The sequence below is a fragment of the Actinacidiphila guanduensis genome (assembly GCF_900103985.1).
In the GTDB taxonomy this organism is placed as follows: Bacteria; Actinomycetota; Actinomycetes; order Streptomycetales; family Streptomycetaceae; genus Actinacidiphila; species Actinacidiphila guanduensis.
The window spans coordinates 587293-610730 of the sequence record NZ_FNIE01000005.1; the positions used below are offsets into that span (position 1 = coordinate 587293).

General features: G+C 72.6%; 23 protein-coding genes and 1 rRNA gene. 18 read left to right on the forward strand and 6 right to left on the reverse strand.

Annotated features, from left to right (window positions below; translation table 11 throughout):
• Positions 1 to 19: 19 nt before the first annotated feature.
• From BLR33_RS14110 to fabI, 3 genes are all read left to right on the forward strand, one after another.
• Positions 20 to 1003: a lytic polysaccharide monooxygenase auxiliary activity family 9 protein gene (locus tag BLR33_RS14110; RefSeq protein WP_093784738.1), complete on the forward strand. Its 984-nt coding sequence runs from the start codon at positions 20 to 22 to the stop codon at positions 1001 to 1003.
• Positions 1004 to 1145: 142 nt separating this feature from the next.
• Entirely contained in the window at positions 1146 to 1865 is a 720-nt protein-coding gene (gene fabG / locus BLR33_RS14115) for a 3-oxoacyl-[acyl-carrier-protein] reductase (RefSeq protein ID WP_093784739.1), read from the forward strand.
• 5 nt (positions 1866 to 1870) lie between these two features.
• Entirely contained in the window at positions 1871 to 2638 is a 768-nt protein-coding gene (fabI, locus tag BLR33_RS14120; RefSeq protein WP_093784740.1) for an enoyl-ACP reductase FabI, read from the forward strand.
• 109 nt (positions 2639 to 2747) lie between these two features.
• Here the strand turns inward: fabI and BLR33_RS14125 are convergent, their stop codons facing one another.
• Positions 2748 to 3431: a FadR/GntR family transcriptional regulator gene (locus tag BLR33_RS14125; RefSeq protein ID WP_093784741.1), complete on the reverse strand. Its 684-nt coding sequence runs from the start codon at positions 3429 to 3431 to the stop codon at positions 2748 to 2750.
• 22 nt (positions 3432 to 3453) lie between these two features.
• On the opposite strand from BLR33_RS14125, the gene BLR33_RS14130 reads away from it, so the two are divergent.
• The 4 genes from BLR33_RS14130 (at position 3454) to BLR33_RS14140 (ending at position 6251) form a co-directional block, all read left to right on the forward strand.
• Complete coding sequence (locus tag BLR33_RS14130; protein ID WP_093784742.1) at positions 3454 to 4866, forward strand: CynX/NimT family MFS transporter; 1413 nt, start codon at positions 3454 to 3456, stop codon at positions 4864 to 4866.
• 42 nt (positions 4867 to 4908) lie between these two features.
• Complete coding sequence (locus tag BLR33_RS36740) at positions 4909 to 5031, forward strand: SGM_5486 family transporter-associated protein (RefSeq protein WP_265737033.1); 123 nt, start codon at positions 4909 to 4911, stop codon at positions 5029 to 5031.
• 310 nt (positions 5032 to 5341) lie between these two features.
• A complete protein-coding gene (locus BLR33_RS34350) occupies positions 5342 to 5590 on the forward strand; it encodes a hypothetical protein (protein ID WP_245771391.1) in 249 nt (82 codons plus the stop codon).
• A gap of 142 nt (positions 5591 to 5732) precedes the next feature.
• Positions 5733 to 6251, forward strand: coding sequence for a SixA phosphatase family protein (locus BLR33_RS14140; protein WP_093784743.1), 519 nt, complete (start codon positions 5733 to 5735; stop codon positions 6249 to 6251).
• A 73-nt stretch (positions 6252 to 6324) separates the two neighbouring features.
• On the opposite strand, the gene serB is transcribed toward BLR33_RS14140, so the two are convergent.
• On the reverse strand, positions 6325 to 7623 hold the full coding sequence (serB, locus tag BLR33_RS14145) for a phosphoserine phosphatase SerB (protein WP_093784744.1): 1299 nt from the start codon (positions 7621 to 7623) through the stop codon (positions 6325 to 6327).
• A gap of 306 nt (positions 7624 to 7929) precedes the next feature.
• On the opposite strand from serB, the gene BLR33_RS14150 reads away from it, so the two are divergent.
• Positions 7930 to 10641, forward strand: coding sequence for an FHA domain-containing protein (locus BLR33_RS14150; RefSeq protein WP_093784745.1), 2712 nt, complete (start codon positions 7930 to 7932; stop codon positions 10639 to 10641).
• A 110-nt stretch (positions 10642 to 10751) separates the two neighbouring features.
• On the opposite strand, the gene BLR33_RS14155 is transcribed toward BLR33_RS14150, so the two are convergent.
• The gene (locus BLR33_RS14155; protein ID WP_093784746.1) at positions 10752 to 11624 is read right to left on the reverse strand and encodes a transglycosylase SLT domain-containing protein; all 873 of its coding nucleotides are present in this window, start codon (positions 11622 to 11624) and stop codon (positions 10752 to 10754) included.
• A gap of 563 nt (positions 11625 to 12187) precedes the next feature.
• On the opposite strand from BLR33_RS14155, the gene BLR33_RS14160 reads away from it, so the two are divergent.
• From BLR33_RS14160 to BLR33_RS14170, 3 genes are all read left to right on the forward strand, one after another.
• A complete protein-coding gene (locus BLR33_RS14160) occupies positions 12188 to 13441 on the forward strand; it encodes a GAF domain-containing sensor histidine kinase (RefSeq protein ID WP_093784747.1) in 1254 nt (417 codons plus the stop codon).
• Complete coding sequence (locus tag BLR33_RS14165) at positions 13434 to 14099, forward strand: response regulator (RefSeq protein WP_093784748.1); 666 nt, start codon at positions 13434 to 13436, stop codon at positions 14097 to 14099. Before BLR33_RS14160 ends, BLR33_RS14165 begins: the two co-directional genes overlap by 8 nt.
• Positions 14100 to 14298: 199 nt before the next feature.
• Positions 14299 to 14538 (forward strand): chaplin, encoded by a 240-nt coding sequence (locus BLR33_RS14170; RefSeq protein ID WP_093784749.1) that lies wholly within the window; start codon positions 14299 to 14301, stop codon positions 14536 to 14538.
• Positions 14539 to 14705: 167 nt separating this feature from the next.
• Here BLR33_RS14170 and BLR33_RS14175 read toward each other — a convergent pair whose 3' ends face one another.
• Positions 14706 to 15494 (reverse strand): hypothetical protein, encoded by a 789-nt coding sequence (locus tag BLR33_RS14175; RefSeq protein ID WP_093784750.1) that lies wholly within the window; start codon positions 15492 to 15494, stop codon positions 14706 to 14708.
• 130 nt (positions 15495 to 15624) lie between these two features.
• On the opposite strand from BLR33_RS14175, the gene BLR33_RS14180 reads away from it, so the two are divergent.
• From BLR33_RS14180 to BLR33_RS14195, 4 genes are all read left to right on the forward strand, one after another.
• On the forward strand, positions 15625 to 16416 hold the full coding sequence (locus BLR33_RS14180; protein ID WP_093784751.1) for an ABC transporter ATP-binding protein: 792 nt from the start codon (positions 15625 to 15627) through the stop codon (positions 16414 to 16416).
• A gap of 116 nt (positions 16417 to 16532) precedes the next feature.
• Complete coding sequence (locus tag BLR33_RS14185; protein WP_093784819.1) at positions 16533 to 16964, forward strand: NfeD family protein; 432 nt, start codon at positions 16533 to 16535, stop codon at positions 16962 to 16964.
• A gap of 137 nt (positions 16965 to 17101) precedes the next feature.
• Positions 17102 to 18073 (forward strand): SPFH domain-containing protein, encoded by a 972-nt coding sequence (locus BLR33_RS14190; RefSeq protein ID WP_093784752.1) that lies wholly within the window; start codon positions 17102 to 17104, stop codon positions 18071 to 18073.
• An 85-nt stretch (positions 18074 to 18158) separates the two neighbouring features.
• Positions 18159 to 18926 (forward strand): sulfite exporter TauE/SafE family protein, encoded by a 768-nt coding sequence (locus BLR33_RS14195; protein WP_093784753.1) that lies wholly within the window; start codon positions 18159 to 18161, stop codon positions 18924 to 18926.
• 14 nt (positions 18927 to 18940) lie between these two features.
• On the opposite strand, the gene BLR33_RS14200 is transcribed toward BLR33_RS14195, so the two are convergent.
• A complete protein-coding gene (locus BLR33_RS14200; RefSeq protein ID WP_093784754.1) occupies positions 18941 to 19444 on the reverse strand; it encodes an HNH endonuclease in 504 nt (167 codons plus the stop codon).
• Positions 19445 to 20240: 796 nt separating this feature from the next.
• Positions 20241 to 20780: a YbhB/YbcL family Raf kinase inhibitor-like protein gene (locus tag BLR33_RS14205; protein ID WP_093784755.1), complete on the reverse strand. Its 540-nt coding sequence runs from the start codon at positions 20778 to 20780 to the stop codon at positions 20241 to 20243.
• A 129-nt stretch (positions 20781 to 20909) separates the two neighbouring features.
• On the opposite strand from BLR33_RS14205, the gene BLR33_RS14210 reads away from it, so the two are divergent.
• The 3 genes from BLR33_RS14210 to BLR33_RS14220 all read left to right on the forward strand — a co-directional run.
• Complete coding sequence (locus tag BLR33_RS14210) at positions 20910 to 21548, forward strand: DNA-3-methyladenine glycosylase (protein ID WP_245771392.1); 639 nt, start codon at positions 20910 to 20912, stop codon at positions 21546 to 21548.
• 78 nt (positions 21549 to 21626) lie between these two features.
• Positions 21627 to 22901, forward strand: coding sequence for a tyrosine--tRNA ligase (gene tyrS / locus BLR33_RS14215; RefSeq protein WP_093784756.1), 1275 nt, complete (start codon positions 21627 to 21629; stop codon positions 22899 to 22901).
• 472 nt (positions 22902 to 23373) lie between these two features.
• Positions 23374 to 23438, forward strand: a 16S ribosomal RNA gene (locus tag BLR33_RS14220); the annotation flags it as partial.

Here is a 23438-nt window from a genome sequence, read left to right on the forward strand (position 1 = left end):
CCCGACAAGGAGTCCCCCCATGCCAGTCCCCGCGCCCGTCCCCACGCCGGTTCCCGCGCCCGTCCCCACGCCGGTTCCCGCCCCGGCCCGCACGTCCCTACGCCGCAGGACCGCGGCCGCCGCCGCGGTCGCCGCCGCCACCGCCGCGATCGGCGCGCTCACCCCGGGCACCGCCAGTGCCCACGGTGCCCTGAGCACCCCGGTCAGCCGGATCTCCGCCTGCTACGCCGAAGGCCCCGAGCACCCGCAGTCGCAGGTGTGCAAGGACCTCGTGGCCGACAGCGGCACCCAGCCGCTCTACGACTGGAACGAGGTCAACATCCTCGACGCCAACGGCCAGAGCCGGCAGATCATCCCGGACGGCCACCTGTGCTCCGCCGACCGCGACAAGTACCGCGCCCTGGACTGGGCCCGCACCGACTGGCCCGCAACTCCCGTGACGGCCGGGCAGACCACCGTCCACTTCCGCGTCACCGCGCCCCACCGCGGCACCATGACCCTCTACATCACCAAGCAGGGCTACGACCCGACGAAGCCGCTGAAGTGGTCCGACCTCGACGACACGCCGATCGCCGTCTACGACACGGTCGCCTCCGCGCCCAGCGGCTACTACGACTTCACCGCCAACCTGCCCCAGCGCACCGGCCGCCAACTCGTCTACCAGGTGTGGCAGCGCAACGACAGCCCCGAGGCCTTCTACGGCTGCGCGGATGTCGTCTTCGGACAGACCGCGCAGGCGGCCAGGGCGGCCACCGCCGACGTCGCCAAGGCGCCCACCGACGCGCAGATCACCGCCGGCGAGTCCAGGTCCACCGTCATCTACCACGGCCACGGCGGCGACACGCCCACCGCCGCCACCCGCGGCGACCTCGCCACCAGCAACGCCGCCCACAGCACCGGCAGCCTGGAGGCGGCGCTGGGCGGCAGCGCCGTGCTCGCCTCCGGCGCCCTCGGCCTGCTGCTGCACAGCCGCCGCCGGGCCGCCGCCCGTTCCCGCGGCTGACGCCCGCGGGAAAGGTTTCAGCAGAGGCACTGTAGGAACTCCACAGGGTCCGCGGGGGCAGGCTGTCGGGGGCCGGTCCCCCGAAACGGCGCGGGTACCGATAGTTTTCACGGAGAACACCCACCACCCAGGGAGTGATCCGTTGAGCCGCTCGGTTCTCGTCACCGGAGGAAACCGGGGCATCGGCCTTGCCATCGCCCGGGCCTTCGCCGCGGCGGGCGACAAGGTCGCCGTCACCTACCGCTCGGGCGAGCCGCCCGCGGACCTCGTGGCGCAGGGCGTGCTCGCCGTGCGCTGCGACATCACCGACAGCGAGCAGGTCGAGCAGGCGTACAAGGAGGTCGAGGAGAAGCACGGCAACGTGGAGGTGCTCGTCGCCAACGCCGGCATCACCCGCGACCAGCTGCTGATCCGCATGACGGAGGAGGACTTCAGCGCCGTCCTCGACACCAACCTCGTCGGCACCTTCCGCGTGGTCAAGCGCGCCAACCGCGGCATGCTGCGGGCCAAGAAGGGCCGCGTCGTGCTGATCTCCTCGGTCGTCGGCCTGCTCGGGCAGGGCGGCCAGGCGAACTACGCCGCCTCCAAGGCCGGTCTGGTGGGCTTCGCCCGCTCGCTCGCCCGCGAACTGGGCTCGCGCAACATCACCTTCAACGTCGTCGCGCCCGGCTTCGTGGACACCGACATGACCCGCGTGCTCAGCGACGAGCAGCGCGCCGACATCGTCGCCCAGGTGCCGCTGGGCCGCTACGGCAAGGCCGAGGAGATCGCCGCCGCGGTCCGCTTCCTCGCCTCCGACGAAGCCTCGTACATCACTGGAGCCGTCATCCCGGTTGACGGCGGATTGGGCATGGGTCACTGATCGCCATGAGCGGAATCCTCGACGGCAAGCGCGTTCTGGTCACCGGTGTGCTGATGGAGTCCTCCATCGCCTTCCACGCCGCCAAGCTGGCCCAGGAGCAGGGCGCCGAGATCATCCTGACCGCCTTCCCCCGCCCGACCCTCACCGAGCGCATCGCCAAGAAGCTCCCCAAGCCGGCCAAGGTGATCGAGCTCGACGTCACCAACGACCAGCACCTGGCGGGCCTGGCCGACACCGTCCGCGAGGAGCTCGGCAGCCTGGACGGCGTCGTGCACTCCATCGGCTTCGCGCCCCAGGACGCGCTCGGCGGCAACTTCCTCAACACCCCCTTCGAGTCCGTGGCCACCGCCATGCACGTCTCGGCGTACTCGCTGAAGTCGCTCACCATGGCGTGCCTGCCGCTGATGGCCGAGGGCGGCTCGGTCGTCGGCCTCACCTTCGACGCGCAGTTCGCCTGGCCGCAGTACGACTGGATGGGCCCGGCCAAGGCCGCCCTCGAGGCGACCTCCCGCTACATCGCCCGCGACCTGGGCAAGCAGAACGTCCGCTGCAACCTCATCTCCGCGGGGCCGATCGGCTCCATGGCGGCGAAGTCCATCCCGGGCTTCTCCGAGCTGGCCTCGGTGTGGAACCACCGCTCCCCGCTGGAGTGGGACATGGCCGACCCCGAGCCGGCCGGCCGCGGCGTGGTCGCCCTGCTCTCGGACTGGTTCCCCAAGACGACCGGCGAGATCATCCACGTGGACGGCGGCCTGCACGCCATCGGCGCCTGACCCTTCCGGCGCGGCGGCGAGCAGGTCCTCACGCGAGGCCGCCCGGGCACAAAGAGTGCGCGGGCGGCCTCGCGTCCATTGGTGCCGGGCCGCGTCCAGGGGGCCGCACTCAGCGGCGCGGGTTCACGAAGCGGCAGAAGAGCGCGTGCTCGCGGGCCTCGGCGGAGGCCGCGGCGACATCGCCCGCGCGGATCGCGGCCACCAGCCGGGCGTGGTCGAGATGGTCCTCGGGACGCAGGGTCGTGCCCACGTCGGCCCGCAGGAAGTCCCGCAGCACCTCGCCGAGGTCGGCGTACAGGGTGCTGAACACCTCGTTGTGGGAAGCCGCCACCACCGCCAGGTGGAACGTCACGTCGGCCTGCACGAACGCCTCCGCGTCGCCCGACTCCCACGCCTGCTCGCGCCCGGCGAGCAGGGCGTCCAGCTGCCGCAGGTCGGCCTCCTCGCGCCGCTCGGCGGCCAGCCCCGCCGCTCCCGCCTCCAGGGAGCTGCGCAGCTCGGCGACGTGCCGCGGATCGGAGCCCTCGAAGCGCGCCCGCATCACGCCCGCGAGCTCGCTGGTGGCGAGCACATAGGTGCCCGAGCCCTGGCGGATGTCGAGCACCCCGTTGTGCGCCAGCGCGCGGACGGCCTCGCGCACGGTGTTGCGGGCCACGCCGAGCCGCTCCACCAGCTCCGGCTCGGTCGGGATGCGGGAGCCGACCGGCCAGGTGCCCGAGGCGATCTCCGCGCGCAGCCGCGCGATCACCTGGTCGGCCAGCGGGGCGGGACGCGGCACGGGTCCGAGATTCATCCCATCATTCTATGATGGATCCATGCGTGATGACGAACCCCTCACCCTCGACCGCGCGGCGGCCGCCGCACCCGACCCCGCAACCCCACCCGCCACCGTCCCTGCCGCCCCGGCCCGGCCGGCCGCCGTCAGCGCCCACGAGAGCGCCCATCGGCCGCCGCAATGGGTGCGCCGGCTCGTCATCACCGCGCTGCTGCTTGCCGCCGTCAACCTCCGCCCGGCCATCACGAGCCTGGGCGCCCTGCTGAAGGAGGTCCGCGACGGACTCGGCATGAGCGGCACCATGGCCGGGCTGCTCACCTCGGTGCCCGCCGCCTGCTTCGCCCTCTTCGGCTTCGCCGCGCCCCGGCTGGCCCGCCGGTACGGCCCCGGCGCCGTCGTCTGCGCCGGCATGGCCGCCCTGACCATCGGCCTGCTGCTGCGCCCGCTCGCCGGCGGCACGGCCGTCTTCCTGGCCGCCAGCGCCCTGGCACTGGCCGGCATCGCCGTCTCCAACGTGCTGATGCCGGTGATCGTCAAGCGCTACTTCCCCGACAAGGTCGGCACCGTCACCGGCCTGTACTCCATGGCGCTGTCCCTGGGCACCGCCGTGGCCGCCGCGGTGAGCGTCCCCCTGACCGACGCCATGGGCGGCAGCTGGCGCCTCGGCCTGGGCATGTGGGCCCTGCTCGCCGCCCTCGCCGTCGGCCCCTGGATCCTCCTCGTCCGCGACCGCTCCGGCGTCCATGTGCCCAGGCGCTCCCCGGCACCCATGGCGTCGAGCGGGGCCGCTGCAAAGGCGGCGGACACAGGTGCCGAGGACAGTGCCCCCACCAGCGGCTCCGCCGGCGCACCCGTCCTCGCACCCGGGGAGCATGGGCGGATCACCCGCAGCCGCACCGCCTGGATGCTCGCCTGCTTCTTCGGGCTCCAGGGCACCGCGGCCTACGTGACCATGGGCTGGATGCCGCAGATCCTGCGCGACGCCGGGATCTCCGCCGGACAGGCGGGCGTGCTGCTCGCGGTCACCATGGCGATGGGCGTGCCGCTGTCGTTCGTCCTGCCGCCGCTCGCCGCCAGGATGCGCTCCCAGGGGCCCATCGTCGTCCTGCTCGCCGTCTGCCAGATCGCCGGCTTCCTGGGCCTGTGGGCCGCCCCGGCCGCCGCCCCGTACCTGTGGGCGCTGCTGCTCGGCGTCGCCAACTGCGCCTTCCCCCTGGTGCTGACGATGATCGGGATGCGTTCGCGCACCGGCCCCGGCGTGGTGCGCCTGTCGGCCTTCGCGCAGAGCACCGGCTACCTCATCTCCATCCCCGGCCCGATCCTGGTCGGCACCCTCAACCAGGCCACCGGCAGCTGGGGCGTGCCCATGGTGCTGATGGCCGTCCTGGTGGCCCCGCAGGTCCTGTGCGGGGTGCTCGCCGGACGCAACCGCCAGATCGAGGACGAACTGTGACCCCGCCGCGGGCCGCCCAGGAACCGGTGCCAGACTGACTCCATGCCCGTACTCGAACCCAACCCCCCGCAGCCGCACCGGCGGCTGCTGATCGTCTTCGGCCTGATGATGGGGGTGCCCGCGATCGTCGCGGTCGTCGCCACCATCGCGGCCCGTATGGGGTAACCCGCCCCGCAGCGCCCCTCGCCCGCACCTCGACTCCGCCTCCCCTGGCCCTTGCCCGCACCTCGACCGCGCCTCCCTTGCGCCTCGACCGGGCCCCGCGCACCTTCCGCGGCGGCCGACCCCGAGCCGAGGGTGGGGACAACCCCACCTTCCCTAGGGGGCCAGGGTCAGGGTCGAGTGGGTGGACGACCGGATGGGACCGCAGAAGCCGCGCCCGTAGCGTCGTGCCGTACACAGACGGCAGCACACGACGCACCACCACCACGACGGCAGCAGCGGCACCACGACGGTCCCCACGGAGGCGTTCACCGTGACCACGCAGTCCCCGCACCTGTACGAGCGGCAGACCGGCCCGGCCGGCGGCACCGCGAAGGCGGCGGCCCAGACCCGGCTCACCTGGTGGGGGCTGGCACTGCCGGTGGCCGCCTTCACCGCGCTGCTGGTGCTGGTCGGCAGCGGCTCCGCGCACGGCACCCCCACGGCCTCCGGCGGCGACCTGCTGCGGCACCTGGCGGGCCTGGGCGCCGCCGTGCTCGCCCTGCTCGGCCACCTCGTCTGAAGCCGTCAGGTCGGGACCGCCCGAAACCCTCGCCCGAGACACCGCCCGCCCTCCCGGCCGCCCGCCGCCACGCCGGGCCCCGGCCGCGGACGTCCTCGGTCATCCCGCGCCTGACCGCCTGATTTCTGGAAAGCTGAAGGGCATGACCGTCGATTCACCGCGCACCATCGTCCTGCTCAGGCACGCCAAGGCCGACTGGCCCGACGTCCCCGACCGCGAGCGCCCGCTCGCCGACCGGGGCCGGCTGGACGCCCCCGCGGCCGGCCGCCGCTTCACCGACGACGGCCTCACCTTCGACCTCGCCCTGTGCTCGACGGCGGACCGCACCCGCGAGACCTGGAAGCTCGTCGCCCACGAGCTCGACCACCGCCCGAAGACGGTCTACGAGGACCGGCTCTACGACGCCACGCTCGGCCAGCTGATCGCCGTGGTCAACGAGACCCCGGACGATGTCGGCACCCTGCTGCTCGTCGGCCACAACCCGGGCATCCACGCGCTGGCCGACGCCCTGGCCGGCACCGAGAGCGAACCGCTGGCCCGCATGCACCGCGGCGGCTTCCCCACCGCGGCCTTCGCGGTGCTCACCTTCGACGGCTCGTGGAAGTCCGTGGAGCACGGCGTGGCGCGGATGTCGGCGTTCTGGACCCCGCACGAGAGCTGAACCCCGCACGAGCCGGCCGGCCGGCGCACCGCGGGCGCCACCGAGGACGGCGCGGCGCCCGCGGCCGGCGGGCTCAGTCCTCGCTGGTGTCCACCCCGTCCAGCTCGTCCGCCGCGTCGATCTCCTCGCGGGTGATGCCCAGCAGATAGAGGACGGTGTCCAGGAAGGGCACGTTCACCGCCGTGTCGGCCGCCTCGCGCACCACCGGCTTGGCGTTGAAGGCCACGCCGAGACCGGCCGCGTTGAGCATGTCCAGGTCGTTGGCGCCGTCGCCGACCGCCACCGTCTGGCTGAGCGGCACCCCGGCCTGCCGGGCGAAGTCCCGCAGCAGCCGGGCCTTGCCCGCCCGGTCCACGATCGGCCCGACCACCTTGCCGGTCAGCCGCCCGTCCACGATCTCCAGGGTGTTCGCGGCCGCGAAGTCCAGCCCGAGCCGCTCCTTGAGGTCGTCGGTGACCTGCGTGAAGCCGCCGGAGACCACGCCGACCTGGGAGCCGAGCCGCTTGAGGGTCCGCACCAGCGTTCGGGCGCCGGGGGTGAGCCGCACCTGCGCGCGGACCTTGTCCACCGCCGAGGCGTCCAGGCCCGCCAGCAGCGCGACCCGGGCGTGCAGCGACTGCTCGAAGTCCAGCTCGCCGCGCATCGCCGCCGCGGTGACCTCCGCGACCTGCGCCTCGCAGCCGGCGAGCGCGGCGAACAGCTCGATCACCTCGTCCTGGATGAGCGTGGAGTCCACGTCCATCACCACCAGCCGCTGCGCCCTGCGCTGCAGCCCGGCGGGCACCACCGCAACGTCCACCCCGCGCCTGGCCCCCTCCAGCGCCAGCGCCGAGCGCAGCGCGGTGTGCTCGGCGCCCGAGACGGCGAACTCCACGGCCGTCACGGGGTACTTGGCCAGCCGGAAGATCCGGTCGATGTTGGCGCCCGCGCCCGCGATCCGTGCCGCTATGGCCGCGGTGGACTCCGCGGTCAGCGGGTGGCCGAGCACGGTGACGTGCGAACGGCCCTCGCCACGCGGCCGGTTGTCGCCGATGCCCGAGATGATCTCGGCCTCCATCCGCCGCGACTCGGCCCAGGCGTGCACGGTGGCCCGCAGCTCGCCCTCGGCGCCGCGCCCGGCCGGCACGGTGACCAGCGCGCACAGCACGATACGGCCCCGGGTGACGACCTGCTCGATGTCCACCACGGCGACGCCGTAGCCGGCGAGCGTCTCGAAGAGGCCGGCGGTCAGACCGGGGCGGTCTTTGCCGAAGATCTTCACCAGGAGGGTCGGCGCGTCCGCGGGGGGCAGCCCACCGGCGGCGCCCTGCGGGGCAGTGCCGGGCGAGGCTGCCGGACCGGTCGCCGGTGGGGTCTGCGAGGCGTCAGTCATGGTGCTCCCACCGTATCGGCCGTCCGTCTGCCGATCACCCGCCGTCCCGAGGGGCGGACACCCCTGCCCGGCATCCGGCCCGGCCCGCCGCGGCCCCCGGGCAGGCCCGGCCGCGGTGCCCGCGGTGGGCCATCGGTGCCATCGCCCGCCCGTCCGGCGGAACCGATGGCCCACCGCGGGCGTCGTGGGCCGTGGAGGACGGTTTCGGGCACAGAGCGAAGACGGTGCCGCGTCTGAAAGAGTTCCTCCCGATGTTCGCAATCCCTAGACTGCCCCCCCCATGGGGGACTATTCGGGGGACAACCAATGGGGCATGGGGTGCCTGAACTTCTACTTGAACTGAACGGACAGACCTGGCCGCTGGACCCGTCCCGGTCGTACACCCTGGGCCGCGACCCGCAGGGCGACCTCGTCCTGGAGGACGCCCGGGTCTCGTGGCGGCACGCCACGATCCGCCGCGGTGAGCGCGGCTGGGTGATCGAGGACCTGGGCAGCACCAACGGCACCTTCGTGCAAGGGCAGCGGGTCCAGCGGACGGAGGTGGGCGCCGGCTCCGCGGTCCACCTCGGCAACGCCGCCGACGGCCCGCGGCTGAGCTTCACAGCGGCTGCCGGAGCGGCCGCCGCGAGCGGCGCGGTGCCGGCCGCCGCGCAGCCCGCCGCGGCCCAGGTGGCGGCACCGGCCGCGCCCGCGCAGCCGTACCGGCCGCCGCAGCAGGCGCCGGCGCCGCAGTACCAGCCGCCGCACACCCCGTCGCAGCCCCAGCAGCAGGCCCAACAGCCGTTGCAGCAGCCGCAGATGTACGCCGCCCCGCCGCAGGCCGTACCGCAGCGGCAGGGGTGGGGCGCGCCGCCCGCGCAGGTGCCGCCGCAGGCCGTGCCACAGCAGGCACCGCAGCAGCCGCAGCAGATATGGGGCGGCGGCCAGGTGCAGAATCAGCCGCCGCAGCCGCCGCCGTACCAGCCGCAGCCGCAGGCGGCTCAGGGCGCCCCGCGCCCCGGCCACGGCGACCGCAGCCCGACCACCTTCCACCAGCTCGCGCTGGGCCGGGTGATGAAGATCGGCCGCGCGCTGGAGAACGAGCTGGTCGTCTCCGACCTGCAGGTCTCCCGCTTCCACGCGGAGTTCCGGGCGCACCCCGACGGCCGGTTCGAGATCGTGGACCTCGGCAGCCACAACGGCACGTACGTCAACGGCCAGCCGATCCAGCGCCACCTGCTGGGGCCCAACGACATCGTGGGCGTCGGGCACTCCACCTTCCGGCTGGTCGGCGACCGGCTGGAGGAGTTCGTCGACACCGGCGCCGTGTCCTTCTCCGCCCGCCGCCTGTCGGTGCAGGTACCGCACGGCAAGGGCACCAAGACGATCCTGAAGGACGTCTCCTTCGGGGTGCCGGAGAAGTCGCTGATCGGCGTGATCGGCCCGTCCGGCTCCGGCAAGTCCACCCTGCTGCGCGCGCTGACCGGTTACCGGCCCGCCGACCAGGGCGAGGTGCTTTACGACAACCGCAACCTCTACAAGCAGTTCGCCGAACTGCGCCAGCGCATCGGCCTGGTGCCGCAGGACGACATCCTGCACAAGGAGCTCCAGGTGCGCACCGCGCTGCGGTACGCGGCCAAGCTCCGCTTCCCCGGCGACACCGCGGCCGCCGAGCGCGAGGCCCGCATCGACGAGGTGCTGCGCGAGCTGAAGCTCGACATCCACGCCGACAAGAAGGTCACCTCGCTCTCCGGCGGCCAGCGCAAGCGCGTCTCGGTGGCGCTGGAACTGCTCACCAAGCCGTCGCTGATCTTCCTGGACGAGCCGACCTCCGGCCTCGACCCGGGCATGGACCGCGACGTGATGAAGCTGCTGCGCGGCCTGGCCGACGACGGCCGCACCGTCCTGGTCGTCACCCACTCGGTGGCCGAACTCGCCCTGTGCGACAAGCTGCTGGTGATGGCGCCGGGCGGCTCGGTGGCGTACTTCGGCCCGCCGGACGAGGCGCTGACCTTCTTCGGCTACGACAACTGGGCGGATGTCTTCTCGGCGTTCGAGAACTACCGGGACTACGACTGGTCCGGCCGCTGGCGCGGCTCGCAGCACTACCAGACGTACGCCGCCGACCTGGACTCGGCGGCACCGCAGGCCGCGCACTACATCCCGTACCAGGCGGCCAGGCCGCCCAAGCCGCAGGGCTGGGGCTCGCAGCTGTACACGCTGGTACGGCGCTACCTGTCGGTGATCCTGTCCGACCGCGGCTTCATCGGGCTGATGGTGGTGCTGCCCGCGGTGCTGGGCGTGGTGAGCATCCTGATCCCGGCCGACAACGGGCTCGGGCCCGGCAAGCCGCCGCTGTTCACCAACAAGGACGCCGGCACCATCCTGATGATCCTCGCGGTGGGCGCCTGCTTCGCCGGCGCCGCCAACTCGGTGCGCGAGCTGATCAAGGAACGGGTGATCTACGAGCGCGAACGCGCGGTGGGCCTGTCCCGGTCGGCGTACCTGATGTCCAAGGTGATCGTGCTCGGTGTCATCACCGCCCTGCAGGGCGCGATCATCTGCGGCATCGGCTTCGCGCCGCGCAAGATGCCCCCCTCGGGCGTGATCCTGCACAGCCACCCCGGCTGGGAGATGGCGCTGGTCATCATGGCGTTCGGCTTCACCTCGATGATGGTCGGCCTGATCATCTCGGCGCTGGTGAAGACGGCGGAGAAGACGATGCCGCTGCTGGTCATGTTCGCCATCGTGCAGATCGTCTTCACCGGCGTCCTCTTCCAGCTGTACGGCAAGCCCGGTGTGGAGCAGCTGTCGTGGCTGATGCCGGCCCGCTGGGCGGTGGCCGGCGCGGGCGTCACGGCCGACCTCAACGTGCTGCTGCCGTGGGACCCGACGCACAGGACGAGCGACGCGCTGTGGAAGCACACCGCGGGCACCTGGACGCTGGACATTGTGGTGCTGCTGCTCATGGCGGCGCTGTGCGGTGTCGTGGTGGCGCGGCTGCTGCGCCGGCACGAGCCGGAGGTCATGCGCAAGTAGGGGCGGCGGCCGCAACTCGGCGGCCGGAAAAGGCGGAAGGGCGGCGGGACGATTGCGTCCCGCCGCCCTTTGCGTGCACCCGGGGAAGTGCCGTCCGGTGGTTTTCCGGATCAGTACGCCGAGTTGACGTTGTCCATTCCGCCGTAGACGTGCCAGGCGTAGTTGCACGCGGCGGCGATGTTCGCGACCGGGTTGTAGACGTTCCACGACGTACCCGACACGTGGTACGCGTTGAACGTCGGGTCGATGGTCTGCAGCAGGCCCTTGGAGGGAATGCCCTTGGCCGCGTTGGAGTCCCACAGGTTGATGGCATTGGGGTTGCCGGAGGACTCGCGCATGACGTTGCGGTAAATGCCGTTGTAGGTCGGCACCGGGATGTTGTGCGCGGCCAGGACGGCCTGGGCCTGGCGGATCCAGCCGTCCAGGTTGTCCGGGTAGACCACGGCGGCCGGCGCGGTGGCCACGGGGACGACCTTCTTGACGACGGGGGCCTTCTTGACGACCGGGGCCTTCTTCACCGGGGCGGGGGCCGGCTTGATCACCGCGCGGGTGGTGGAGCGGTTGGCCGTGGCCTCGCGGGCGCGCTTGGCCGCGGCCTCCTCGGCCGCGCTCTTGCGCGCGGCGGCGTCGGCGGCCGCCTTGCGCTTCGCGGCGTCCGCGGCGGCGGCCTTGCTGCGGGCGGCGGCGTCGGCCGCGGCCTTCTTCTTCGCCGCCGCGTCGGCGGCCGCCTTCTTCTTGGCCGCGGCCGCGTCGTCGACGGCCTTCTGCGAGGCCATACCGCTCTTGCCGCCGACGGCCTTGACCTGGTCGCCGGTGGAGACGGAGAACCCAGTCGGGTCGCCGACAGCGGCGGCCGACCCTCCAGCGGTCGCCTCCAGACCGGTGACTGTGAGCGCAACCGCGGCTGCGGCGGCGATTCCGGCCGCCGTCAGCTTGTGCTTCTTCGACAGGCTGCCGATCTTCGGGATCGTGGGGAGCTGCATTCGGGATTACCTCTTCCGATTGGGACCCGAGAATTGTTAGAGGGTCCTAAATCGGGGGTCAACGAGCTCCACTACGAGTCGAATTCGTAGCGGGTGCGGGGCGCCGGGCGGTGTTCACCGGGTCGGATGGCGGTAAAACAGGGGCGGCAATTCCACTAAGCGGCTTAGTATGTGACCCACGTCCTGTAGGTGAGGTCACAGGGGCGCTCCCCGTTTCTCGCCGACGGTGACGGCCGCACTGCTTTATGTGACGCTTATGAGCGGACACAGGGGGCACATCCGGCGGATGTTTCATCCCTTGTGTCCGTTTTAAGGCTATTAGTAGGCATCTCGGATATTCCATCCCCTGGGCGGCGAGCGGCCTTATCACGGGCGCCCCGCCCGGGCCGTCTGTATCACCGCCTGTCGCACGGGCGTCCGGCCAGGGGTCCAGGGCACGTCCAGGGCACGTCCAGGGCACGTCCAGGGCACGTCCGGGGCACAAGGTCTAGGTCGCAGGGAGCAGGCGGGGCCGGGCTCGGGACGCATACGGGCGGCCCGGGCCCGCCGGTACCGTGGGGAGCATGACGCCCAGGACGCCGCGCGGCGGGATCGAAGCGGTCAGCGCCGCGATCCTGGCGATGAACCGCCGGCTGGACGTGCGCGAGGTGCTGCAGACGATCGTCGCCTCCGCGCGCGAGCTGCTGGGCGCCCAGTACGCCGCGCTCGGCGTCCCGGACGACCACGGCGGCTTCGCCCAGTTCGTCGTCGACGGCGTCAGCGACGAGCAGTGGCGGGCGATCGGCCCGCTGCCCCGCCAGCACGGCGTGCTCGCCGCGATGCTCCACGAGGCCACCCCGCAGCGCCTGGCCGACGTGCGCGAGTTCGAGAGCTTCGCCGGCTGGCCGCGCGCCCACCCCGTCATGACCGACTTCATCGGCATGCCCGTGCTGGACGGCGAGGAGATCCTGGGCGCGGTCTTCCTGGCCAACAAGATCTGCCCGCCCGGCGCCGAGGAACCCCGCCCGGACGGCTCACCGGGCAGTGACGGTACTGCAGGCGGTGACGGCGGCAGCGGTACCGACGGCGCTGACGGCGGCGGGAAGGGGCCCCGCAAGAGCCGCTGCGGCTTCACGCAGGAGGACGAGGACCTGCTGCGGCTCCTCGCCGACCATGCCGCCATCGCCCTGACCAACGCCCGCCTGCACGAGCGCAGCCGCGAGCTGACCCTGGCCGGCGAGCGGGCCCGGATCGCCCACGAGCTCCACGACGCCGTCTCGCAGAAGCTGTTCTCCCTGCGGCTGACCGCCCAGGCGTCGGCCGCCCTTGTCGACGCCGACCCCGGCCGCGCCAAGCAGGAGATCCGCCAGGTCGCCGCCCTGGCCGCCGAGGCCGCCGACGAACTGCGGGCCGTCGTGGTCGAGCTGCGCCCGGCCGCCCTGGACGAGGACGGCCTGGTCGCCACCCTGCGCACCCAGGTGGAGGTCCTGGACCGGGTGCACTCGGCGAACGTGACCTTCCGCTCCTTCGCCGTCCGCGCCCTGCCCGCCGCCCAGGAGGAGGCGCTGCTGCGCGTCGCCCAGGAGGCCGTGCACAACGCGCTGCGGCACTCCGGGGCCCGCAACGTCGGCGTCGCCCTCGAAGGCCGCGGCAAGGGCGTCCGGCTGCGGGTCCGGGACGACGGCCGCGGCTTCGACCCCGGCGCCGTCCGCCGCAGCGGCCGTCACCTGGGACTTGTGTCCATGCGGGACCGGGCCGGCGGCGTCGGCGGCCGGCTCGACGTGCACTCGGCGCCCGGCAAGGGCACCGTCATCGAGATGGAGGTGCCAGGTGGCTGAGAGCCGGCCCGCGGGCGACGGGCAGCCGATCCGGGTCCTGCTCGTGGACGACCATCAGGTGGTGCGGCGCGGCCTGCGCACCTTCCTGGAGGTCCAGGGCGACATCGAGGTCGTCGGCGAGGCGGCCGACGGCGCCGAGGGCGTGGCCCGCGCGCTGGAACTGCGGCCCGACGTGATCCTCATGGACGTCAAGATGCCCGGCACCGACGGCATCGAGGCGCTGCGGCTGCTGCGCGACGCCGACAGTCCGGCCCGCGTGCTCATCGTGACCAGCTTCACCGAGCAGCGCACCGTGGTGCCCGCGCTGCGCGCCGGGGCCTCGGGCTACGTCTACAAGGACGTCGACCCCGACGCGCTGGCCGGCGCCATCCGCTCCGTGCACGCCGGGCACGTCCTGCTGCAGCCCGAGGTGGCCGGCGCCCTGCTCGCCCAGGAGCAGTCCGCGCCCGGCGCCGGCCGCGGCGGCACCCTCACCGAACGCGAGCGCGAAGTGCTCGCCCTCATCGCCGACGGCCGCTCCAACCGCGAGATCGCCCGCGCCCTGGTGCTCTCGGAGAAGACGGTCAAGACACACGTGTCGAACATCCTGATGAAGCTCGACCTCGCCGACCGCACCCAGGCCGCCCTGTGGGCGGTGCGCAACGGCGTCGGCAGCTGATCCCCGCGCAGGCCGGGCCCTCCCGCGGCCCGGGCCGCCCGGAGCCGGTCGCGCCCCGGGGGAGCCGGCGCATGGCGGAGTGAGATTCATACTGTCGGGTGTATGTCCCCCGCAGTGCGCATCCCCCGGGCCGGTGGCCCGTTGCGCAGGGCGTGCCGCGGCGGATTGCCGGGCACGACCCGCAAGGAGGAAGTGCGAAGTGAAGAACCTGAAGAAGGCCGTGACCGTCACCCTCGTGGCCGGTGGCCTCGCCGCCGCCGGTGCCGGCGTGGCCTCGGCCGACTCGACCGCCCAGGGCGCCGCTGTGAAGTCGCCGGGCGTCGTCTCCGGCAACCTGGTGCAGGTCCCGGTGCACGTCCCGGTCAACGTGGTCGGCAACACCGTCAACGTGATCGGCCTGCTCAACCCGGCCTTCGGGAACACCGGCGCCAACGCCTGACACCCGGCGCCCGCCCGCCGGGCGGGACATGCCGAGCAGGACCCCGCGGCTGCCACCGGCCGCCGCGGCGACGGGCCCCGCGGGCGGTACATGCGCCGCCGCGGGGCCCGTCCTCCTTCCACGGGCCCGGAAGATACGAGGGGGACGTAGGGGAGGGGCCCCGCTCGCTACGAACCGCGGCGCTGCGACTCCTCCACGTACGCGTTGTACGCCGCCACCTGCGCCCGCCGCGCGGTCCGCTCCACCGGGCGCAGCAGCTCCGCCCGGGCCGCGATCTGCGAGGCGCTCACCGCGGCCCCGTGGCCGTCCGCGGCGATCTCCACCAGCGCGCCCACCCGCTGGGCCAGCTCCAGCACCCGCACCGCCCGCGGCGGGTACCCCGGCGCCAGCACCTCGCGGCCCCGCGCCGCCCGCGCCCGGTAGGCATCCAGGCTTGCCTGCGCCGCTGGGCCCGCGCCCGCCACGTCGAGCCGGGCCAGCGCCTCCGTGGCGTCCCGCAGCGCCTCGGCCAGCTCGCGCTCGGCCTCGCCGAGTGAGGGCACGTCGGCCGGCGGCGCGTCCCGCGTCGGCAGGCACTGCCACTCCACATCCACGTGCACGTCCCCGGCCGGACCGGCCTCGCGCACCTCGGGCACCAGGCCGAGCGAGATCGCCCCGACCGTCAGCACGGCCTCCCCGGCGACCAGCGCCCGCGCGTTGAACTCCGGCGGACCGGACAGCCCCAGCGGGTGCCCCGGGACCGGCAGCGCCAGCCGCAGCCCGGTGACGCCCAGGGCCCGCAGCCTGCCGAGACCCAGTGTCAGCCCCACCGGAGCCGGCTCGCCGGGCAGCCCCGCGATCCGGTGCACCGCGTCGTCCCCGGCGATCCGCTCGGCGACGTCATCGGGGGCGGCAAGTCCGGCAAGCAGGGCATTTCCCCATGCGGTCAGCCGTCCTGAGCGTGGTTCATCAAGCATGCCCCCAGCCTATGGACTGGGCCGCACCCGCGGTGGCGTAAGTTTTCCCCGGGGGTTTCTTCTGGCCCGTGCCGATCCCGGCACACCGGACATGCCGCGACAGCCGAATCTGCAGGGAGACAACGCGCTCATGAGCGATGTACTGGAGCTGGTGGACGTATCCGTGGTCCGCGAGGGACGTGCTCTGGTCGAACAGGTCTCCTGGTCGGTGGCCGAGGGTGAGCGCTGGGTCATCCTCGGGCCGAACGGCGCCGGCAAGACCACGCTGCTCGGCGTCGCCTCCAGCTATCTCTTCCCGAGCAGCGGCACCGTCTCGATCCTCGGCGAGAAGCTCGGCAACGTGGACGTCTTCGAGCTGCGCCCCCGCATCGGCATGGCCGGCGCCGCCATGGCGGAGAAGATGCCCCGTCGGCAGACCGTCCTGCAGACCGTACTCACCGCCGCCTACGGCATGACCGCCACCTGGCACGAGGGCTACGAGCAGGTGGACGAGGACCGGGCCCGCGCCTTCCTCGACCGGCTCGGCATGAGCGACTTCCTCGACCGCAAGTTCGGCACCCTCTCCGAGGGCGAGCGCAAGCGCACCCTGATCGCCCGCGCCATGATGTCCGACCCCGAACTGCTGCTCCTCGACGAGCCCGCCGCCGGCCTCGACCTCGGTGGCCGCGAGGACCTGGTCCGCCGGCTGGGCCGGCTCGCCCGCGACCCCATCGCCCCCTCCATGATCATGGTCACCCACCACGTGGAGGAGATCGCCCCCGGCTTCACCCACGTCCTCATGATCCGCCAGGGCAAGGTCGTCGCCGCCGGCCCGCTGGAGACCGAACTCACCTCCCGCAACCTGTCGGTCTGCTTCGGCCTGCCGCTCGTCGTCGAGCGCCGCGGCGACCGCTGGACCGCTGCCGGCCTGCCGCTGTCGTAACCGGCCCGGAGGGCCGTTCCTGACCCGCCGTCAGGTCGCGCCCAGGGGGCCCGGGCAGCCCCCACCCGACCGGGCTCGGCGTGCGCACTGCCGCAACAGGGGTGCGTACGCCTACGATTGGGCGTGTGGACGCATGGGTGTGGTGGCTCGTCGCGGCAGTGGGACTCGGCATCCCGCTGGTGATCACGGCGATGCCCGAATTCGGCATGTTCGCCGTCGGTGCGCTCGGGGGAGCCGCCACCGCCGGAATGGGCGGGGGCATCGTCCTCCAGGTGATCGTCTTCGCCGCGGTCTCCGTGGCGCTGCTGGTGTTCGTCCGGCCGATCGCGTACCGGAACCGCCAGCGCCCCGAGCAGCGCAGCGGCGTGGACGCGCTCAAGGGGCGGCAGGCGGTGGTGATAGAGCGGGTGGACGACAGCGCCGACGGCAGGATCAAGCTGGCCGGCGAGGTCTGGTCGGCCCGCGCACTGGAGCACGGCCGGGTGTTCGACCCCGGCCAGCAGGTGGACGTGGTGGAGATCGACGGAGCGACGGCCGTCGTCATGTAGCGGCCGGAACGACCGCAGCCACCGGCCGTCGCGCCGCGGGAATTCGCCGAAGCCCGCGCACAACGCGCCTACTGTCTGCGACAATTGATCATGTCGTAGTACGCGACACATCCGCATCGACCGGCGCGGGAGCGGCCATGCAGCCCATCATCATCGTCCTCATCATCCTGGTGGTGCTCGTCTTCATCGCGCTGATCAGGACGGTCCAGGTGATCCCCCAGGCCACCGCCGCCATCGTGGAGCGCTTCGGCCGCTACACGCGCACGCTGAGCGCGGGCCTGAACATCGTCGTCCCGTTCATCGACACCATCCGCAACCGGATCGACCTGCGCGAGCAGGTCGTGCCCTTCCCTCCGCAGCCGGTGATCACCCAGGACAACCTGGTGGTCAACATCGACACCGTCATCTACTACCAGGTCACCGACGCCCGCGCGGCCACCTACGAGGTCGCCAGCTACATCCAGGCGATCGAGCAGCTCACCGTCACCACGCTGCGCAACATCATCGGCGGCATGGACCTGGAGCGCACCCTCACCTCCCGCGAGGAGATCAACGCGGCGCTGCGCGGGGTGCTCGACGAGGCGACCGGCAAGTGGGGCATCCGCGTCAACCGCGTGGAGCTCAAGGCGATCGAGCCGCCCACCTCCATCCAGGACTCGATGGAGAAGCAGATGCGCGCCGACCGAGACAAGCGCGCCGCGATCCTCACCGCCGAAGGCGTCCGCCAGTCCCAGATCCTCACCGCCGAGGGCGAGAAGCAGTCCCAGATCCTGCGGGCCGAGGGCGAGGCGAAGGCCGCCGCGCTGCGGGCCGAGGGCGAGGCCCAGGCGATCCGCACCGTCTTCGAGTCGATCCACGCCGGCGACCCGGACCAGAAGCTGCTCGCCTACCAATACCTCCAGATGCTGCCGAAGATCGCCGAGGGCGAGGCCAACAAGCTCTGGATCATCCCCAGCGAACTCAACGACGCGCTCAAGGGCCTCGGCGGCCTCGTCAACATCCCCGGCGCCCCGGGCGGCGCACCCGCGGCCCCCGGCGGCGCCCCCGCCACCCGCCCGGCCGCCACCCCCGCGCCCCGGCGCGAGGCCCCGCCCTTCGACAAGGACTGACACCGCGGTGTGACATGATCGCCGCGCATCCCCCCGACCCGTACCCGTGGGCGGGCAGGAGGCGCGGAGATCACGGAGAAGCCCCATGTCACCAGCGGAAGCCGTCGCGGTGTTCGGTGCCGGAGTCGGCGCCGGCACCATCAACACCATCGTCGGCTCGGGCACCCTGATCACCTTCCCGGTGCTGCTCGCCGTCGGCCTGCCGCCCGTCACCGCCAACGTCTCCAACACCCTGGGCCTGGTGCCCGGTTCCGTCACCGGCGCCATCGGCTACCGCCGCGAACTCGCTGGCCAGCGCGGCCGGTTGCTCCGGCTGGGCGCGGTGTGCCTGGTCGGCGGCGTCACCGGCGCGATACTGCTGGTCACCCTGCCCTCCAAGGCGTTCGACGCGATCGTGCCCGCGCTGATCGCCGCCGCCCTCGTCCTCGTCGTCCTCCAGCCCCGCCTGGCCCGCGCCCTGCAGAGCCGCCGCGAGCGCGCCGGCACCGGCGCCCCCGCCCACGGCGGCCCCCTCCTGCTCCTCGGCATCCTGCTCGCCAGCGTCTACGGCGGCTACTTCGGCGCCGCCCAGGGCGTCCTCTACCTCTCCCTCATGGGCCTGCTGCTGGACGAGACACTGCAGCGGGCCAACGCCCTGAAGAACGTGCTGGCCGCCCTCGTCAACGGCGTCGCCGCGGTCTTCTTCATCGCGGTGGCGCACATGGACTGGGCGGCCGTCGGCCTCATCGCGCTCGGCGCCACCGCCGGCGGGATGATCGGCGCCCGGGTCGGACGCCGCCTCCCGCCGACGGTGCTGCGCGGCCTCATCGTCGCGGTCGGCATCGCCGCGATCGTGCAACTCCTGCTGCGATAGGACGCCTTGCCGGGTCAGGCCGGCACCGCGAGCCACTCCGGCAGGGCGATCCGCTCCCGACCGCCCAGTGCCATCAGCAGCGCGTCGGCCGGCGTCGGCTCGAACGGCCGTACCAGCAGCCGCATCCCGGCCTGCTCCGGCGTACGGTCCGCCTTGCGCTGGTTGTCCTCGGCACACGCGGCCACGGTGTTCAGCCAGGTGTCGCCACCGCCGCGCGAACGCGGGGTCACGTGGTCGATCGTCGTCGCCCGCCGCCCGCAGTACGCGCACCGGTGCCGGTCGCGCACCAGCACCCCCCGCCGCGACCAGGGCGCCCGTTGTCGGAACGGGACCCTCACGTACCGGCAGAGCCGGATGACCTGCGGTAGCGGCACGTCGACCTGCGCCGCGCGCACCCGAAGACCGGGGTGGGCCTGCTCGACGACGGCCTTGTCCTGCATCACCAGCACGACCGCACGGCGCAACGACACCGTCGACAGCGGCTCGAAACTCGCATTCAGCACCAGCGTCTCACGCATGTCCGCCCACCTCCCAGGGCCTCGGGTGCGACCACTGTGCCCCCGGCAGGGACCCGCGACAACGCAATTTCCCCAGGAGGAAGGGGGGATGGCGACCGACCGAAACGGCGGGAAAGGCGAGCGGAAGAGCAAGTGCCGGCAGCGGGGGACGGAGCCGCGGGAAGAGGTGAAGAGGTACAGAGGTACGCACCCGGCGCCGGGACGAGCGGCCCGGGGAGGTGAGGACCGGCCGGCTTTCGGGAGTTCCCGGAGGGGTTCTCGTAGGGAGCAGTCCGCGGGCGGCCGTACGGAAGCCGCTCACTCCGGCGCCGTGTCATCCGGGGCCGCAGCGGCCCGTGCGCGACCGTACGAAGAAGCCGGCGCTCCGGATGCCGTCCCCCGTCCATGCGGACATCCGGAGCGCGGGTGCCGGCGCGGACACCCGGTCCGAGGACCCGGTTCCGGCAGACGGCCGGCGCGCGCGGCTTCTCCTGCCGCGCAGCCTCCCGCCGCCCCCGCCACGGCGGTGCCGGCCGCCGGTGCGAAGGGCCCGCCCGGAGCGCATTCCAAGGGGCCACCCCATCACCGGTCACCCCACTGTCCGCTGCAATCCCCTGCGGCGCAACGGGATTTACCGGCCCGGTGCCCGCAGGCCCCGAACGGCCCGCACGAAGCCCCCTGAACAGCCCCCGGACAGTCCTCCCGGCAGTTCCCCGGACGGCCCCGTGGGCGGAACGGTGGGCGGAACAGTGCCCGGACGGCGACGGCGGGCCCGGCCGTCCCTACCGGACGACCGGACCCGCCGGGATGCGGCCTCTCAGCCCTCGGCCGGCACCTCGTAGGTGCCCACCAGCTGGGCCCGCGCCAGCGTGTGGAAGCGCAGGTTGAAGCCCACGACCGCCGGGCTGGAGTCCGCCGTCGCGTCCAGCTTCTCGGTGTCCACCGCGTACACCGTGAACACGTAGCGGTGCTCGCCGTCCCCGGGCGGCGGAGCCGCGCCGCCGAAGTCCCGGGTGCCGTAGTCGTTGCGCACCTGGACCGCGCCCTCGGGCAGCCCCGCGAAGTCGCCGGACCCGGCGCCCGCGGGCAGCTCCGTCACCGACGCCGGGATGTCGAACACCGACCAGTGCCAGAAGCCGCTGCCGGTCGGCGCGTCCGGGTCGTAGCAGGAGACGGCGAAGCTCTTCGTCCCCTCGGGGAAGCCCTCCCAGCGCAGGTGCGGCGAACGGTTGCCGCCCGCGAACACCTGGTCCTGCCGCAACGGGGCGCCCTCCGTCACGTCGTCGCTCACCACCGTGAACGACGGCACCGGGGGATGGAAGTCATGGGGCAGCGGCCGCCGCGATTGCTCGGTCACCTCGACACCTCCTGCTCTGGTCCTGCTGAGGTCCTGTTCCGGCCTGCTCCGTTCGCACACCGGACCCTGCCGAGCCTAGGACGCCCGCGATGGCCGTGCCGCACCGGGCGTCACGTACGCTCGGTGCCCGTGAGCACGCCACCCGGACGGACCCCCCTGGACCGCTCCTTCTTCGACCGGCCCGTTCTGGAGATCGCCCCCGACCTGCTCGGCCGCGTCCTCGTCCGCAATACGGAGGCCGGCCCGATCGAGCTGCGGCTCACCGAGGTCGAGGCGTACGACGGGCCCAACGACCCCGGTTCGCACGCCTACCGCGGCCGCACCGAGCGCAACGCCGTGATGTTCGGCCCGCCCGGCCACGTGTACGTCTACTTCACCTACGGCATGTGGTACTGCCTCAACCTGGTGTGCGGTCCCGCCGGGCGCCCCAGCGGAGTGCTGCTGCGCGGCGGCGAGATCACCGCCGGCGCCGACCTCGCCCGCCGGCACCGCCCCACCTCCCGCAAGGACAGCGACCTCGCCCAGGGCCCCGCCCGGCTGGCCACCGCCCTGTCCGTCGACCGCTCGCTCAACGGCGCCGACGCCTGCGCCGCCGACAGTGGACCCTTCCGCGTCCTCGCCGGCACCCCCGCCGACCCGGCGGCCGTCCGCACCGGCCCCCGCACCGGCGTCGGCGGGGACGGCGCCGCCCACCCCTGGCGGTTCTGGATCGACGGCGACCCCACCGTCAGCCCCTACCGCGCCCACAGCCCACGCACCCGCCGATAGCGGTTTGCCCCGGGCGGCCGGGCTCGGCCACCCTGGACACTCGTGGAACAGACACCTGCAAGAGGAGACACGGACACCGTGACGGACATCGTCGACGAGCTGCGGTGGCGGGGCGTACTCGCCCAGACCACCGACGAGGAAGCCCTGCGCAAGGCGCTCGCGGACGGTCCGCTCACCCTCTATTGCGGGTTCGACCCCACCGCCAGCAGCCTGCACGTCGGCCACCTCACCCAGATCCTCGCGCTGCGCCGCTTCCAGCTCGCCGGCCACCGGCCCATCGCCCTCGTCGGCGGTGCCACCGGCCTGATCGGCGACCCGAAGCCCAGCGCCGAGCGGGTGCTCAACGACGAGCAGACCGTCCGCGACTGGGTCGCCGCCCTGCGCGGCCAGCTCTCCGCCTTCCTGGACTTCGACACCGCGGGCCCCACACAGGCCGTGATGGCGAACAACTACGAGTGGATCGAGGGCATCTCCGCCCTCACCCTGCTGCGTGACTTCGGCAAGCACTTCAGCATCAACCAGATGCTCGCCCGCGAGACGGTCAAGACCCGGCTCGACGGCGAGGGGATGAGCTACACCGAGTTCAGCTACGTGATCCTGCAGTCGCTGGACTTCCTGGAGCTCTACCAGCGGTACGGCTGCACCCTGCAGATCGGCGGCAGCGACCAGTGGGGCAACATCACCGCGGGCCTGGACCTGATCCGCCGCATCCTGGGCAACCAGCCGCACGGCCCGGCCCACGCGCTCACCCAGAACCTGCTCACCAAGGCGGACGGCACCAAGTTCGGCAAGACCGAGGGCGGTACGGTCTGGCTCGACCCCGAGCTGACGACGCCGTACGCCTTCTACCAGTTCTGGCTCAACACCGACGACCGGGACGTGCCGCGGTACCTGCGTACCTTCAGCTTCGCGTCGCGCGAGGAGATCGAGGAGCTGGAGCGGGCCACCGCGGAACGGCCGCAGGCCCGGGCCGGCCAGCGGGCCCTGGCCGAGGAGCTGACCACTCTGGTGCACGGCGCCGACCAGTGCGCGGCCGTGGTGGCCGCGTCCAGGGCACTTTTCGGCCAGGGCGACCTCGCGGCCCTGGACGAGCGCACACTGGCCGCGGCGCTCGGCGAGCTGCCGCACGCGAAGGTGACCGAACTGGCCCCGATCGCCGACCTGTTGGCCCTGGTGGACCTGGTGCCGAGCAAGTCCGCCGCACGTCGGACCATCAACGAGGGCGGCGCCTACCTCAACAACACCAAGGTCACCGCCGAGGACGCGGTGCCCACCGAGGCCGACCTGATCCATGGCCGATGGCTGGTGCTGCGCCGGGGCAAGCGCAACCTCGGAGCGGTCGAACTCGGCTGAGACGGCCGGAAATCCACGTTTGAGCGGCGGCCGAGCTTGACTCGGCCGCCGCAGGTGCGTAACGTAGTCCAAGCCGCCGAAACGGTGGGACTGATCGTCAAGAGGTTCCGCCGGCCGAGCGGCCACCCACTACCTACGTCTTCCCGATCATCGGGTTGTTTTTTGGTGCGCCGAAAATCAATTCGAGGAAGCCGATTATGAATCGGTCCGGGAATGAAGTACAGTAGTGAACACGAAGGGAAAGCCCGGAGGGCGCCGGTGACGGTGGCCGATGGCAGCTTCCGTTCCTTGAGAACTCAACAGCGTGCCAAAAGTCAACGCCAGATATGTTGATACCCCGTCTTTTGGAGATTTGTTCTCTCTGAGACGTGGTTCCTTTGAAGAAGAAACACAGCGAGGACGCTGTGCACCTGGGGATTATTCCTTCCCGGGTGCCGCTCTCGTGATGTGTGGCCCCGATGACGGGGAAGCATTCACGGAGAGTTTGATCCTGGCTCAGGACGAACGCTGGCGGCGTGCTTAACACATGCAAGTCGA

What these genes read in the sequence shown, in the direction of transcription:
- BLR33_RS14110 (WP_093784738.1), top strand. Translation starts at nt 20, where the DNA reads ATGCCAGTCCCCGCGCCCGTCCCCACGCCGGTTCCCGCGCCCGTCCCC.
- fabI (WP_093784740.1), top strand. Translation starts at nt 1,871, where the DNA reads ATGAGCGGAATCCTCGACGGCAAGCGCGTTCTGGTCACCGGTGTGCTG.
- BLR33_RS14125 (WP_093784741.1), bottom strand. Translation starts at nt 3,431, where the DNA reads ATGAATCTCGGACCCGTGCCGCGTCCCGCCCCGCTGGCCGACCAGGTG.
- BLR33_RS14130 (WP_093784742.1), top strand. Translation starts at nt 3,454, where the DNA reads ATGCGTGATGACGAACCCCTCACCCTCGACCGCGCGGCGGCCGCCGCA.
- BLR33_RS36740 (WP_265737033.1), top strand. Translation starts at nt 4,909, where the DNA reads ATGCCCGTACTCGAACCCAACCCCCCGCAGCCGCACCGGCGGCTGCTG.
- BLR33_RS14140 (WP_093784743.1), top strand. Translation starts at nt 5,733, where the DNA reads ATGACCGTCGATTCACCGCGCACCATCGTCCTGCTCAGGCACGCCAAG.
- serB (WP_093784744.1), bottom strand. Translation starts at nt 7,623, where the DNA reads ATGACTGACGCCTCGCAGACCCCACCGGCGACCGGTCCGGCAGCCTCG.
- BLR33_RS14150 (WP_093784745.1), top strand. Translation starts at nt 7,930, where the DNA reads ATGGGGCATGGGGTGCCTGAACTTCTACTTGAACTGAACGGACAGACC.
- BLR33_RS14155 (WP_093784746.1), bottom strand. Translation starts at nt 11,624, where the DNA reads ATGCAGCTCCCCACGATCCCGAAGATCGGCAGCCTGTCGAAGAAGCAC.
- BLR33_RS14160 (WP_093784747.1), top strand. Translation starts at nt 12,188, where the DNA reads ATGACGCCCAGGACGCCGCGCGGCGGGATCGAAGCGGTCAGCGCCGCG.
- BLR33_RS14175 (WP_093784750.1), bottom strand. Translation starts at nt 15,494, where the DNA reads ATGCTTGATGAACCACGCTCAGGACGGCTGACCGCATGGGGAAATGCC.
- BLR33_RS14180 (WP_093784751.1), top strand. Translation starts at nt 15,625, where the DNA reads ATGAGCGATGTACTGGAGCTGGTGGACGTATCCGTGGTCCGCGAGGGA.
- BLR33_RS14190 (WP_093784752.1), top strand. Translation starts at nt 17,102, where the DNA reads ATGCAGCCCATCATCATCGTCCTCATCATCCTGGTGGTGCTCGTCTTC.
- BLR33_RS14195 (WP_093784753.1), top strand. Translation starts at nt 18,159, where the DNA reads ATGTCACCAGCGGAAGCCGTCGCGGTGTTCGGTGCCGGAGTCGGCGCC.
- BLR33_RS14200 (WP_093784754.1), bottom strand. Translation starts at nt 19,444, where the DNA reads ATGCGTGAGACGCTGGTGCTGAATGCGAGTTTCGAGCCGCTGTCGACG.